The organism is Mycobacteroides sp. H003 (assembly GCF_001440135.1).
In the GTDB taxonomy this organism is placed as follows: Bacteria; Actinomycetota; Actinomycetes; order Mycobacteriales; family Mycobacteriaceae; genus Mycobacterium; species Mycobacterium gwanakae.
The window spans coordinates 65,881-78,179 of sequence record NZ_LJYL01000034.1; the positions used below are offsets into that span (position 1 = coordinate 65,881).

Consider the following 12,299-nt stretch of genomic DNA (forward strand, 5'->3'; position numbering starts at 1 on the left):
GCGGAGTGCCCGACTCAGTCCACCGGCGGGGTGAAGGTCGGCATGGCCTTGCCGCTCTTCCAGTGCTTCACCAGGCTCTGCGCCAGCTCGCGATAGGCCAGCGCGCCCTTGTTCTTGCGGCCCGCGAGCACTGAGGCACCCGAAGCACTCGCCTCGGCGAAGCGCACCGTTCGGGGAATCGGCGGCGCGAGCACCGGCAGCTCGTAACGGTCCGCCACGTCCAACAGCACATCGCGACTGTGCGTGGTCCGCGAGTCGTACAAGGTGGGCAGCGCACCCAACAGCGTCAGCCCCGGGTTGGTGATCTGCTGTACGTCGGTCACCGTCCGCAGGAACTGTCCGACACCTCGATGCGCCAGGGTCTCGCACTGCAGCGGCACCATCACCGAATCGGCCGCCGTCAAACCATTCAGTGTCAGCACCCCCAGGGAGGGCGGGCAGTCGATGATCACCACATCGAAGTCGTCCCCCAGCGATTCGAGCGCCCGCTTCAGCGCGTACTCGCGTCCCGCCCGCATCAGCAGCATCGCCTCGGCGCCGGCCAGGTCAATGTTCGCAGGTAGCAGCGTCAGATCCTCGGCGGTGGTGAGCAGCGCCTCCTTGATATCGGCCTGCCCCAGCAGCACCTCGTGCACCGAGACCCCCAGGCGGTCCGGATCCTGCCCCAACGAGAACGTCAGACAGCCCTGTGGGTCGAGGTCAACCAGCAGCACCTTCTTGCCAGCCTGGGCCAATGCCGCGCCGAGGGACGCGACCGTCGTGGTTTTGGCCACCCCACCCTTTTGATTGGCTACCGCCAGCACCCGAGTCACGTCCACATACTGGCATGCCGAACACGATCACGACGGAAGTCGGTACGGCACAATCAAGTGCGTGTCTGCCCCTCAGAACCGAATGTTGTTGCTACGTCATGGCGAAACGGAGTGGTCAAAGATCGGCAGGCATACCGGTCGCACCGATCTGGATCTCACGGAAATCGGTCGCGCCCAGGCTGTGGCGGCGCGCGAGGTGCTGGCCAATCTCGATCTGAATGATCCGGTTGTGGTCAGCAGTCCGCGCCGACGGGCAATCCAGACCGCCGAACTGGCGGGACTGACGATCGACGCAACCGACGAGGAGCTCGCCGAATGGGACTACGGCGACTACGAGGGCCTGACCACACCGCAGATCCGCGAGAACGACCCGGGTTGGCTGGTATGGACGCACGGCTGCCCCGGCGGCGAGTCTGTGGCACAGGTGCAGGCCCGGGCCGACCGGGTGATCGCCAAGATCGCCGCCGAGCTCACCCGACGCGATGTGCTGTTGGTCGGTCATGGCCACTTCTCGCGCGCTCTCATGACCAGGTGGATCGACCTGCCGCTGGAAGAGGGCACCCGGCTGGGCATGGCCACGGCCTCGATCGCGGTGGGCGGGCATGAGCACGGCCAGCGTCAGGTGGCCGCACTTGGGCTGACCGGGTACAGGCACCCGGTACCGTCTAGCTGACCATGACGGCCACCGACTCGCCCGCGTACCCGCATTTCGTGATGTCGCGGGCGGCCGACGCGTTGTACGCGTATGGCCGCGAGAGGGCCTACGACGATGTCGCGAGTGCCGCCGAAGCCCTGCGCGCAGGGCGGCACCGCATGCTGGTGGGTGCGCTACCTTTTGACACCTCCAGGCCCGCAGCACTGACGGTTCCGGCGACAGTTGAGCGCGGGCAGCCCCACGAGTTCTACGGCACCATGCCGAATATTCATGTGACACAACAAGTACCGGAGCCCTCTGAGCATCTGCGGCGTGTCACCGAGGCCGTCGAGGTGCTGCGTGACACCGCCGGGGGCCTGTCCAAGGTGGTCCTTGCGCGGGTGCTGCAGTTACAGGCCGATGCCCCGGTGGACGCCTTGGTGCTGACCCATCGGCTGATCCGAAACGACCCCGACGCCAACAGTTTCTGCGTGGACCTCTCCCCCGCAGGTGAGCGGTTCCGTGGACACACCATGGTGGGCTGCAGCCCGGAGCTATTGGTAGAGCGCCACGGAGACATGGTGATCTGTCACCCGTTCGCCGGTTCGGCCCCTCGGTCCAGTGATCCATCGCAAGACCGGCGCACGGGCGAAGACCTCGCGGGCTCGCACAAGAACCGCCACGAACACTCCGTGGTGATCGATCAGCTGCGCGAGGATCTGTCCTCGTTGTGCGTGGATGTCCAGGTTCCGCCGGAGCCGACGCTGAGTCGTACCGCAGCACTCTGGCATCTGAGCACCTCCATCAGCGCTCGGTTACGCCAAAGTTCTACCACTGCACTTGATTTGGCAATGGCATTGCACCCCACTCCGGCGGTGTGCGGAACCCCCACCGAGGCGGCGGCCGATCTGATCGCACGCATCGAGGGTGATCGCGGGTTCTATGCGGGCGCGGTCGGCTGGTGCGACAGCAGCGGCGACGGCCGTTGGGCCGTCTCGATTCGCTGCGCCGAGCTGTCGGCGGACGGCACGGCGATCCGCGCCTACGCGGGCGGCGGCCTGGTCGCCGAGTCGGATCCCCAGGACGAACTGTCGGAGACCACCGTCAAATTCCGGACCATATTGGCAGGGTTAGGAGCCCACAGTGAGTAACACCCAGATTCGCCGCGCGACCGAAGCGGATGTCCCGGCCATCGTCGGCCTGATCGAGGATCTGGCGGAGTACGAGAAGGCGCGCGATGAATGCCACATCAGCCCGGAGCAACTTCATAAGGCGCTATTCGGTTCGGCTCCGGCGCTTTTCGCACATGTCGCAGAAGCGGGCGGGGTGGTCTGCGGCACCGCCGTGTGGTTCCTGAACTTCTCCACCTGGACCGGTCAACACGGCATCTATCTGGAGGACCTGTATGTCAAGCCCGAACAGCGCGGCACCGGCCTGGGGAAGGCCCTGCTGTCGGCGCTGGCCGCCGAATGTGTGGCCAACGGCTATACCCGGCTGGATTGGGCTGTGCTGGACTGGAATACACCGTCCATCAAGTTCTACGACTCGATAGGCGCAAATCCGCAATCGGATTGGATCACTTACCGGCTGCAAGGCCCGGCTTTGGCGCAGCTGGCCTCGGACCGCTAGTCGGATTCGTCGGGGCCGGATTCGTCGCCGGTGGCCCATATCTGAGCGGTGGGACTGAACAGCAGCGCCAGCGCCACCACGGCGACGATGGCGATCGGTACGCCCAGCGCAAGCTGATGCGATCCCACAGCCGCGTACCACGCGACGGGCAGGAGCAGCAGCTGCATCATCACCGCGATCCCTCTGCCCCAACGTTTCCCCGTGGCGAGGGCCAGACCCGCCGCAAGGACAGCGGTGCCGAATACCGCGAACCACGCGGCGGTGCCGTACCCGTTCACCAGATGCTGGTCGGCGCCACCGGCCGCCCGCACCACCAGGACCACCGCGATGACCAGCCCCACGGCACCTTCACCGGCAACGATCGTCCCGGCGCGGCGAACGGTATTCGGAACGGCTGTGGTCACCCGACAAGCCTAGGTGGACGCGTCGCCGCGGCGATGGGCAGCTTGCGTGAAGAAGGCCCCGCTAGGCTCATGCCCCGTGCGTGCGGTCCTCATCGTGAATCCCAATGCCACCTCGACAACGGCGGCCGGGCGTGACCTGCTGGCTCACGCGCTCGAGAGTCGAGTGCATCTTCAGGTTCTGCACACAGACCACCGGGGCCACGCCAGCGAGCTGGCCCGGCGCGCAGCCGACGAGGGGGCGGCGGTCATCGTCGTACACGGCGGCGATGGCACGGTCAGCGAGGTGGTGAACGGCCTGCTCGGCCAGCCGGGACATCCCGCGCCCGGGCCGCTGCCCGCCATCGCGGTGGTACCCGGCGGCTCGGCCAATGTGTTCGCCCGAACGCTGGGGATATCGGCCGACCCTGTGCAAGCCACCAATCAGGTGGTCGATCTGCTCGATGCACACCGCCGTGACCAGCGACGGTGGCGCCGGATCGGCCTCGGGCACTGCGGAGAGCGCTGGTTCATCTTCAACGCCGGAATGGGCCTGGACGGCGAGGTGGTCGCCGCCATGGAGGCTCACCGCAACAAGGGCAAGCAGGTCACGGCCGGACGGTATGTGACACGCGCGGTGCTGAGCTTCTTCCGCGCCGCGCGCCACCAACCAACCCTCACCGTCGAGCTGCCCGGCCAGGAGCCGCAGCAGGGCATCCACTTCGCGTTCATCTGCAATTCCAACCCGTGGACGTACGCCAACGAGCGCGCCATCTGGACAAACCCGAGCACCGGTTTCGAGAGCGGTTTGGGCGTATTCGCATCGAAGAGCATGAACGTGATGGCCAACCTTCGCCTGGTCCGTCAGATGGTGGGCGCACCCCGCCCGGACCGTCCCGCGGCCAGCCACCTGCTGCGCGAAGATGACGTCGCATGGGTACGGATACGCGCGTCAGCACCTATCGCCACCCAGGTCGACGGCGATTTCCTCGGCTTCCGCAGCGAGCTGACCTTCACCGCCGAACCCGACGTTCTCGACGTAGTGGCCCCGGCAAAACCCGCAGACGCCCTCTCCTGAGACCGGCCGGGAAGGCAATAGTGTTGGGCGACAGCCCGTTCCGGACACAGCCGACTCACAGCAGCGACGCGGTCTACGTCACACCTGGGGCAGATCGGATGTACTACTTGACGTAGTCGGGCCCCGGCGGGCCGTGATGTTACTCACCGGTAGCACTAAGCCACCTGGGAAAATGGGCGAATCTCGCCAGATTCAAGGCGCAGATCGGATCAGTGTAGTACAAACGAATGTGGAGTCCGCAGACACCACCCCCGAGTGAGATTGACCACGTGTTAACTCACGCTATTGACTTCTGCTGAGCTTGTGAAACGATCGGAAGCAACAGTGCAGAAACATTTGGTACGCACGCGTTAACAGCCGAAAAACATTGATCTCGTGCGCTTGTGGCGCGCGCGATGAAAAAGGAGTGCACAACTATGGATTGGCGCCATAAGGCGGTCTGTCGCGACGAGGATCCGGAACTGTTCTTCCCCGTAGGGAACAGCGGACCGGCCCTTGCCCAGATCGCTGACGCAAAGCTCGTCTGTAACCGCTGTCCGGTGACGACCGAGTGCCTTACCTGGGCGCTGGAGTCGGGCCAGGACGCCGGTGTGTGGGGTGGCCTCAGCGAGGATGAGCGCCGCGCCCTCAAGCGTCGCAACGCCCGCGCTCGCGCCCGCAGCGCCGTCTAACGCCGCAGCATCGCAGAACCCGGCACAATTTGGTGCCGGGTTCTTTGCTGCTCTGGGCCGGATTGATTGCCGCGCAGAAGCTTTCAGGCCATCAGGCGGGCACGTCGGCCCAGTGGCACCCGAAGCACCGCATTTGTCCCACCCTCGGCGTCGCTGCGCATGTCCAGTGAGCCGTCGATCTCGGCCGACACCAACGTCCTGACGATCTGCAATCCCAGCCGGTCGGACGTCTCCACACTGAATCCCTCGGGTAATCCCCGCCCGTCGTCATGCACGACGACATCGAGCCAGCGGGCCGAGCGCTCCGCCCTGATAACCACCTGACCCTGCGCACCCTCCTCGAAGGCGTGCTCAATGGCGTTCTGCACCAGCTCGGTGATCACCATGATCAGTGGTGTCGCGCGGTCGGAGTCAAGCACCCCGAGGGCACCTTCGCGCGAGACTCGCACCTTGGTGTCGACGGTGGCCACATCGGTCATGATCGGCATGATCCGGTCGATCACCTCATCGAGGTTGACTTCCTCGTCCACGGACATCGACAGGGCGTCGTGGACCAGGGCGATGGACGACACCCGGCGTACCGACTCGAAAAGCGCCTCGCGAGCTTCCTCGTTCTGTGTGCGCCGGGCCTGCAGCCGCAGCAGCGCGGCCACGGTCTGCAGATTGTTCTTCACCCGATGGTGGATCTCGCGGATGGTGGCGTCTTTGGACAGCAGTGCCCGGTCGCGGCGCTTGACCTCGGTCACGTCACGGGTCAGCAGCAGCGCCCCCACCGACGCGCCGCGCACGATGAGCGGCAAGGTGCGGATGAGCACCGCGGCACCACGTGCGTCGACCTCCATGCGCATACTCGGCCCCCCGGCCAGCACATCACGGACGTGCGCCGCGAGCTCTTGACCTTCAAAGGGATCCGAGATGAGCGGCTTGGTGACCTCCATGAGGTCATGTCCCTGCAGATCGCTGGCCAAGCCCATGCGGTGATACGCCGACAAGGCATTGGGGCTGGCGTATCGGACCTCACCGGATACGTCGAGCCGGATGAATCCGTCACCCACCCGGGGGCTGGAGCGCGACATCGCCTGGTCGGCCACGTTGGGGAAGGTGCCCTCGGTGAGCATCAGCAGCAGATCGCCCGCGCACTCCAGATACGCGCGCTCCAGCACGCCCTTCTTGAGTCGGGAGGCCAGTGCGGTCTGGTGGGTCAGTACGGCCACGGTCCGGTCCCCACAGCGCACAGGGACCGCCTCCACGTTCAGCTCGGAGGCGTGCTCGGTCAGATCCGAATCACTTTCCCGCTCGATGGTCCCCGAAGCGAACGCCGCCTCCACCAACGGAACATCCGCGATCTTCGCGACGGTGCCGACGGCGTCGCTGTCGATGATCGTCGGGGCGGTGTTGGGCCGGCACTGAGCGACGCAGACAAAGGAGTCGTCGTCGCGATGCACCCACATCAGATAGTCGGCGAAAGAGAGGTCAGCCAGCAGCTGCCATTCGGCCACCACGGCATGCAGATGATCAACCGCTTCACCGGGAAGCATGGTGTGCTCGGCAAGCAGATCACCGAGAGTTGACATGCGGTGGCGATCTAGTCGTCGATGACGGCGATCAAGTCGCCGGCCTGGATGACGTCGCCCACCGAAACGCTCACGTCGCCGATGGTTCCCGCCACCTCAGCCAGCACCGGGATCTCCATCTTCATGGATTCCAGGAGGACGATCGTGTCGCCTTCGGCGATCGCGTCACCCTTCTTGACGAGCACTTCCAGCACGCTGGCCACGATCTCGGCGTGTACTTCCTCGGCCACCTGCGCGCCACCTCGCTCTCGTCGACATCCGGTTACCGGTCCTCAGTATCGAACCACACCTACGGGATCCACGCTTTCAACCACCCGCCCCGGCATGAGAGACTGGATACACACACCGGCGCGCACCACGCGCAGCTGGCATGTCAGCCGGGCTCGCACCCGGAACCCATTTGATCGGTAAGGAGATTCCCATGGCCAAGCGTGGTCGCAAGAAGCGCAGCCGTAAGCACAACGCCGCCAACCACGGCAAGCGTCCCAACAGCTAGCGCTAGGAGTTCTCGGCCCGCTGCTCGATGAGCGTGGTCTGAGTGATCTTCAACTTAAGACGCTCACGTAGCCCGTCAGGTGCCTTTTCTCCACCGCACTTGCGGGCTACGAGTGTTTTGATCTGCTCTTCGATGCCGTAGTGCTGCAGGCAGCCCGGGCACTCTTCGAGATGATGCCGCAGTCGCGCACTGTTCTCTGCGCTGCATTCACCGTCGAGGAGCGTCCAGACCTCCGCGATCACCTCGGCGCAACCCGATACCTCGCAGTTGCCACCCTTATCGACACTGTTCTTCAGTTCACCGTCGGTCATGCCCGGCCCTCCGCCAACTCATTGTTGCGCAGGAACCCACGGTCCTTGGCCACTTCGGCCAGCAATTCGCGAAGCTGGCGACGGCCACGGTGCAACCGCGACATCACCGTGCCGATCGGCGTATCCATGATCTCGGCGATCTCCTTGTACGGGAAGCCTTCGACGTCCGCGTAGTACACGGCCATCCGAAATTCTTCCGGCAGCTTATTCAACGCTTCCTTGATTTCGTCATCAGGCAGTCCGTCAAGTGCCTCGATCTCCGCCGACCGCAGCCCCGTAGACGTGTGCTCGGCGTTCGCCGCAAGCTGCCAGTCAGTGATCTCCTCGGTCGGATACTCCGCCGGCTGGCGCTGCTTCTTGCGATAAATATTGATGTAGGTATTCGTGAGAATCCGGTACAGCCAGGCCTTGAGGTTGGTGCCCTCTTTGAAGGTCCCGAACCCGGCGTACGCCTTGACCATCGTCTCCTGCACCAGGTCCTCCGCATCGGCGGGGTTCCGTGTCATCCGCAGCGCAGCACCGTAGAGCTGATCCAGCAGCGGGAGCGCGTCACGCTGAAAGCGTGCGGCCCGCTCGGCCTCAGTTTCCGCCTTGGTATCCACCTGAATCGGCTGATCAACGGGATCTGCAGTGTCTGTCACGGCGGTCCTTTCGGTAGCGACACCGACCATACGGATCGGCACCGACATCGGACGTTCGAGGCACGCCATTGTCACCTGCAATACCCCTTCCGTGTTGAGGACCATAGTCCGCTCTCTGCGGACACACTGCTCAACACCGACGCATGCCGGGGTATTTCCCAAAGTATCTCGACTGTCAACTCCAAATTCACTGGCCCCGGAGCGCTACTGTCCAGATCGTGGGTTCCAAGGCCGCCAAAGCTGCCACTCCGGCCGTCGCCACGTTGATCGCGGCCGGAGTCGACTATGAACTATTGCCGTATGAACACCGGTCCGGAGAAAACGCGTTCGGCGATGAGGCGGTGCGCGCGTTGGCTGGTTCCGGATTGGTTCCCGAACAGATCTTCAAGACACTGCTGATCTCGCTGGATCGCGGGGCGGATCTGGCGGTCGCGGTCATCCCGGTACCCGCGACGCTCTCACTCAAGGCTGCCGCCGCCGCACTCGGCCGGGCCAAGGCCACCATGGCTGATCCGGCGGCGGCCGAACGCAGTTCCGGTTACGTGGTGGGCGGAATCTCTCCGCTCGGGCAGCGCAAACCATTACCCACCGTCATCGATTCGTCCGCCCTGACCTGGGAACGCATTCTGTGTAGCGCGGGCAAGCGCGGGCTGCAGATGGCACTGGCACCCGATGATCTGGTCCGGCTTACCAACGCGGTGACCGCATCCGTCACAGCAGGGTGATCTGCTCCCCCACCCGCTGGGATCCGTCGTCGGGCGCGAGTAATTCCGGACCGTTGTTCGCGACACTGTTGACCAATGGGGAGACCTGCCGGACGTCGATTCCAGTTGCGTCCCCTGTCCCCTGCAGAAGGCTCTGGTCCAGATCGCGGTCGGGGTCCAGCCAGCGATCCCACGATTGAGCACCCAGCATCAACGGCATCCGGTCATGAATTTCCTGGAGCGGACCGACCGCATCGGTGGTGACGATCGTGCAGCTCAGCAGCGGCGCCGCGTCCTGTCCCTGCAGACCGGCGGGCTTCCACACCGACCACAAGCCCGCGGCGAACAACCGCTTTCCGTCGCCGGCATTCATATAGAACGCCGTCTTGGTGCCCTCCTGCTTACGCCACTCGTACCAGCCGTCCATCGGAACGAGACACCGCTTGGATTGCGCGGCCACGCGGAAGGTGGCGGCCGTGGTGAGGGTCTCCGCCCGGGCGTTGATCAGGGGCGCACCCTTGGCCTGCGGCCGACCGTCTTCGCGCGCCTTGGCCCATGTCGGCACCAACCCCCAGCGCATGGCGCGAATACGACGAGTGGGAACGTCGCCGGGTTCGCGATGCCGCGCCACCACCGTGAGCACCGGATCGGTAGGGGCGACGTTGTAGTTCGGGATGACGGGAAGCTGCTGCGCAGATTCCGACGCCTGACTCGCTGTGCTTATCTCGTCGATTGCGTCGATCTCCGCGGCAAGCAGCGCCGGGTCGATCGTTACCGCATACCGTCCGCACATATCGCCATCGTGCCACCCGGGGCAGACACCACAGGTATGCGTCCGGGACAATAGGGCGGTGACAAGCGGACTCTGGCAGGCACCGACGATCGACGGTTCCGTCAACGCGACCATCACCATGCCCGGCTCGAAATCTCAGACCAATCGAGCGTTCGTGCTCGCGGCCCTGGCGGCGCGTGAGGGCGGCACCTCCACCGTGTCCGGCGCGTTGCGCAGCCGCGACACCGATCTGATGATCGGAGCGCTACAAGCCCTCGGGTTTGCCGTCACCGGCGACGGTACCGATCTGACGATCTCCCCCGGGATCGGCGACGGAGACACCTCGAGGGTCGACTGCGGGCTTGCCGGAACAGTCCTTCGGTTCCTGCCACCGCTGGCAGCACTTCGTCACGCCCCCACCATTTTTGACGGCGACGATCAGGCACGCGCCCGTCCCATTGCTCCGCTGCTGGACGCGCTGCGCGCCATCGGAGTCGGCATCGACGGGCAGCACCTGCCGTTCACAGTGGCCGGCGCGGGACAGGTCCGCGGCGGCCAGGTCGGTGTCGATGCCTCCGGATCGTCCCAATTCGTTTCCGGTCTCCTGCTTTCCGGCGCCGCGTTCGCCGAAGGTTTGACAGCGGTGAATACCGCGGACGTGCTGCCGTCGGGTCCACACGTGGTCATGACGGTGACGATGCTGCGTGAGGCGGGTATCGCGGTCGACGATTCCACCCCCGGGCGCTGGCATATCGATCCGCAGCCAATTCCCGCACACCACTGGGTGATCGAGCCTGACCTGTCGAACGCGCTGGCGTTCATCGCGCCGGCGTTGGCCACCGGCGGAAGTGTGCGCATCAGTGGCTGGCCGCGAGAATCCACTCAGCCCGCCCGCCAGATCGAGAATGTGGTGTGCCAGTTCGCCCAGACAGTGTCACTGACGGATTCCCATCTGGAGGTCATCGGCCAGACCGGTTATGGCGGTGTCGATCTGGACCTTGGCGAGGTTGGCGAGCTGACCCCGACGGTGGCGGCACTGGCTGCCCTCGCCGCACCCGGGAGCGTCTCCACACTGCGTGGGATCGCGCATCTGCGCGGGCACGAAACCGACCGGCTCAAGGCGCTTGCCCATGAGATCAACGCTCTGGGTGGGCAATGCGAGGAGACCGAAGACGGGCTGCGGATCGTCGCCACCGATCTGCACGGCGGCATCTGGGGCTCGTACGCCGATCACCGAATGGCTACTGCCGGGGCCCTCGTCGGCCTGAAGGTGCCCAGCGTTTCCGTCGACGACATCGCCACCACCGGCAAGACACTGCCCGACTTCCCCGGAATGTGGGCCGACATGCTGGCCCAATCTGGCGGTCGCGCCTCTTGAGCCCACGCGAGTACGACGAGTCTGACGCCCGCATCCGGCCGGGCCGGCGCTCGCGGCCTCGCACCAAGAATCGTCCCGATCACGCCGACGCGGTGCCCGCGATGGTGGTCACCGTGGACCGCGGCCGCTGGGGGTGCGTGCTCAACAACGACCCCACCGAACAGGTGACCGCGATGCGTGCCCGTGAGCTCGGCCGCACTCCGATCGTGGTGGGCGATACCGTCAGCCTGGTGGGCGACCTGTCCGGCCGACGCGACTCGCTGGCACGCATCGTACGGCTGGAGGAACGGCGAACGGTGTTGCGCCGCACAGCCGATGACACTGATCCGTTTGAACGGGTCTTTGTGGCCAACGCCGATCAGTTGCTCATCGTGGTGGCGGTAGCCGATCCCCCGCCGCGCACCGGACTGGTGGAGCGTGCGCTCATCGCGGCGTACGCGGGGGGCCTCATTCCCATCCTTGCTCTCACCAAAACCGATCTCACAGATCCAGATTCGTTCGCAGCACAGTTCGCAGATCTCGATATTCAGGTCATCGTCGCGGGACGCGACGCGCCCCTGGAGCCCATCATGGATGTGCTGACCGGCCGTCTCACCGCGCTACTCGGCCACTCCGGGGTGGGTAAGTCAACTTTAGTCAATCGGCTTGTGCCCGAAGCCGACCGCGCGACGGGTGAGGTGACCGGCGTCGGCAAGGGCCGGCACACATCCACCCAATCGGTGGCCTTGCCGCTGCATCCGTCGGGCTGGGTCATCGATACCCCGGGCATCAGGTCGTTCGGTTTGGCCCACATCAAGCCCGCAGACGTGTTCGCCGCATTCAGCGACCTGTCCGAGGCCATCGAAGACTGCCCGCGCGGCTGCCAGCATCTTGGCCCACCCGCAGACCCCGAGTGCGTCCTCGACGAGCTCACCGGCGCGTCCGCGAAACGAGTGATCGCGGTGCGACAGCTGCTTTCTGTGTTAACAACGGCCTAACTCTTGGTTGCGGGGGCCTTCTCGGATCGCGCGAACAGCACATGGCGATTAGCGTTTCCATCAGTGGCTGCGACGGAAACAGCCAACTAGGGTCAGGGGTTAAGAGATGACGAGCTACGTTCGTAGAATCGCCAATGTGGCAGCTATTTTCGCCTGCGGCGTCGCCGCCTGGGCCACCATGTGGCTGTCCGTATCCGGCCTGGGGTAGTTCCCTGCCACCACCAACCTAAAAGCCCCCGACG

Annotated in this window: 17 protein-coding genes; 10 read left to right on the forward strand and 7 right to left on the reverse strand. The window is 65.1% G+C overall.

What is annotated here, in order from left to right:
• Positions 1-14 precede the first annotated feature (14 nt).
• Positions 15-812, reverse strand: coding sequence for an AAA family ATPase (locus AOT87_RS20415; protein WP_030096939.1), 798 nt, complete (start codon positions 810-812; stop codon positions 15-17).
• Between the two features lie 61 nt (positions 813-873).
• Between AOT87_RS20415 and AOT87_RS20420 the strand changes: the two genes are divergently transcribed.
• Genes AOT87_RS20420 through AOT87_RS20430 form a run of 3 tightly spaced genes read left to right on the forward strand, consistent with a single transcriptional unit; the run spans position 874 to position 3,075 of the window.
• Positions 874-1,485 (forward strand): acid phosphatase, encoded by a 612-nt coding sequence (locus AOT87_RS20420; protein WP_046255946.1) that lies wholly within the window; start codon positions 874-876, stop codon positions 1,483-1,485.
• Positions 1,486-1,487: 2 nt separating this feature from the next.
• Entirely contained in the window at positions 1,488-2,597 is a 1,110-nt protein-coding gene (locus tag AOT87_RS20425) for an isochorismate synthase (RefSeq protein WP_057966890.1), read from the forward strand.
• Positions 2,590-3,075, forward strand: coding sequence for a GNAT family N-acetyltransferase (locus AOT87_RS20430; protein ID WP_057966889.1), 486 nt, complete (start codon positions 2,590-2,592; stop codon positions 3,073-3,075). The genes AOT87_RS20425 and AOT87_RS20430 overlap by 8 nt, the downstream gene beginning before the upstream one ends.
• Here the strand turns inward: AOT87_RS20430 and AOT87_RS20435 are convergent.
• Positions 3,072-3,479 carry a hypothetical protein gene (locus tag AOT87_RS20435; RefSeq protein WP_030096935.1) on the reverse strand — a complete coding sequence of 136 codons (408 nt, stop codon included), beginning with the start codon at positions 3,477-3,479 and terminating at the stop codon, positions 3,072-3,074. The two genes, AOT87_RS20430 and AOT87_RS20435, sit on opposite strands and share 4 nt — an antisense overlap.
• 76 nt (positions 3,480-3,555) lie before the next feature.
• Between AOT87_RS20435 and AOT87_RS20440 the strand changes: the two genes are divergently transcribed.
• Entirely contained in the window at positions 3,556-4,533 is a 978-nt protein-coding gene (locus AOT87_RS20440) for a diacylglycerol kinase family protein (protein WP_057966888.1), read from the forward strand.
• Positions 4,534-4,949: 416 nt separating this feature from the next.
• Positions 4,950-5,204 (forward strand): WhiB family transcriptional regulator, encoded by a 255-nt coding sequence (locus AOT87_RS20445; RefSeq protein WP_005056343.1) that lies wholly within the window; start codon positions 4,950-4,952, stop codon positions 5,202-5,204.
• An 83-nt stretch (positions 5,205-5,287) separates the two neighbouring features.
• Here AOT87_RS20445 and AOT87_RS20450 read toward each other — a convergent pair whose 3' ends face one another.
• Complete coding sequence (locus AOT87_RS20450; protein ID WP_030096933.1) at positions 5,288-6,778, reverse strand: sensor histidine kinase; 1,491 nt, start codon at positions 6,776-6,778, stop codon at positions 5,288-5,290.
• Between the two features lie 11 nt (positions 6,779-6,789).
• On the reverse strand, positions 6,790-7,008 hold the full coding sequence (locus tag AOT87_RS20455; RefSeq protein ID WP_005056341.1) for a biotin/lipoyl-binding carrier protein: 219 nt from the start codon (positions 7,006-7,008) through the stop codon (positions 6,790-6,792).
• Here AOT87_RS20455 and AOT87_RS29620 point away from each other — a divergent pair.
• Positions 6,991-7,182 carry a hypothetical protein gene (locus tag AOT87_RS29620; protein ID WP_078321276.1) on the forward strand — a complete coding sequence of 64 codons (192 nt, stop codon included), beginning with the start codon at positions 6,991-6,993 and terminating at the stop codon, positions 7,180-7,182. The genes AOT87_RS20455 and AOT87_RS29620 overlap by 18 nt on opposite strands.
• Positions 7,149-7,274 (forward strand): hypothetical protein, encoded by a 126-nt coding sequence (locus AOT87_RS29520; protein ID WP_256364553.1) that lies wholly within the window; start codon positions 7,149-7,151, stop codon positions 7,272-7,274. Before AOT87_RS29620 ends, AOT87_RS29520 begins: the two co-directional genes overlap by 34 nt.
• 2 nt (positions 7,275-7,276) lie before the next feature.
• Here the strand turns inward: AOT87_RS29520 and rsrA are convergent, their stop codons facing one another.
• Together rsrA and AOT87_RS20465 are read right to left on the reverse strand one after the other, a co-directional pair.
• The gene (gene rsrA / locus AOT87_RS20460; protein ID WP_030096932.1) at positions 7,277-7,585 is read right to left on the reverse strand and encodes a mycothiol system anti-sigma-R factor; all 309 of its coding nucleotides are present in this window, start codon (positions 7,583-7,585) and stop codon (positions 7,277-7,279) included.
• A complete protein-coding gene (locus AOT87_RS20465; protein WP_030096931.1) occupies positions 7,582-8,295 on the reverse strand; it encodes a sigma-70 family RNA polymerase sigma factor in 714 nt (237 codons plus the stop codon). Before AOT87_RS20465 ends, rsrA begins: the two co-directional genes overlap by 4 nt.
• A gap of 149 nt (positions 8,296-8,444) precedes the next feature.
• On the opposite strand from AOT87_RS20465, the gene AOT87_RS20470 reads away from it, so the two are divergent.
• On the forward strand, positions 8,445-8,951 hold the full coding sequence (locus AOT87_RS20470; protein ID WP_057966887.1) for an aminoacyl-tRNA deacylase: 507 nt from the start codon (positions 8,445-8,447) through the stop codon (positions 8,949-8,951).
• Here the strand turns inward: AOT87_RS20470 and AOT87_RS20475 are convergent.
• Entirely contained in the window at positions 8,938-9,723 is a 786-nt protein-coding gene (locus tag AOT87_RS20475) for an SOS response-associated peptidase (protein WP_057966909.1), read from the reverse strand. The two genes, AOT87_RS20470 and AOT87_RS20475, sit on opposite strands and share 14 nt — an antisense overlap.
• A 58-nt stretch (positions 9,724-9,781) precedes the next feature.
• Here AOT87_RS20475 and aroA point away from each other — a divergent pair, with 58 nt between their 5' ends.
• Positions 9,782-11,080 (forward strand): 3-phosphoshikimate 1-carboxyvinyltransferase, encoded by a 1,299-nt coding sequence (gene aroA / locus AOT87_RS20480; protein WP_057966886.1) that lies wholly within the window; start codon positions 9,782-9,784, stop codon positions 11,078-11,080.
• Positions 11,077-12,057, forward strand: a complete 981-nt coding sequence (rsgA, locus tag AOT87_RS20485; protein WP_057969881.1) for a ribosome small subunit-dependent GTPase A — start codon at positions 11,077-11,079, stop codon at positions 12,055-12,057. Before aroA ends, rsgA begins: the two co-directional genes overlap by 4 nt.
• Positions 12,058-12,299: the final 242 nt, after the last annotated feature.

What these genes read in the sequence shown, in the direction of transcription:
- AOT87_RS20465 (WP_030096931.1), bottom strand. Translation starts at nt 8,295, where the DNA reads ATGGCGTGCCTCGAACGTCCGATGTCGGTGCCGATCCGTATGGTCGGT.
- AOT87_RS20475 (WP_057966909.1), bottom strand. Translation starts at nt 9,723, where the DNA reads ATGTGCGGACGGTATGCGGTAACGATCGACCCGGCGCTGCTTGCCGCG.
- AOT87_RS20425 (WP_057966890.1), top strand. Translation starts at nt 1,488, where the DNA reads ATGACGGCCACCGACTCGCCCGCGTACCCGCATTTCGTGATGTCGCGG.
- AOT87_RS20450 (WP_030096933.1), bottom strand. Translation starts at nt 6,778, where the DNA reads ATGTCAACTCTCGGTGATCTGCTTGCCGAGCACACCATGCTTCCCGGT.
- rsrA (WP_030096932.1), bottom strand. Translation starts at nt 7,585, where the DNA reads ATGACCGACGGTGAACTGAAGAACAGTGTCGATAAGGGTGGCAACTGC.
- AOT87_RS20445 (WP_005056343.1), top strand. Translation starts at nt 4,950, where the DNA reads ATGGATTGGCGCCATAAGGCGGTCTGTCGCGACGAGGATCCGGAACTG.
- AOT87_RS29520 (WP_256364553.1), top strand. Translation starts at nt 7,149, where the DNA reads ATGTCAGCCGGGCTCGCACCCGGAACCCATTTGATCGGTAAGGAGATT.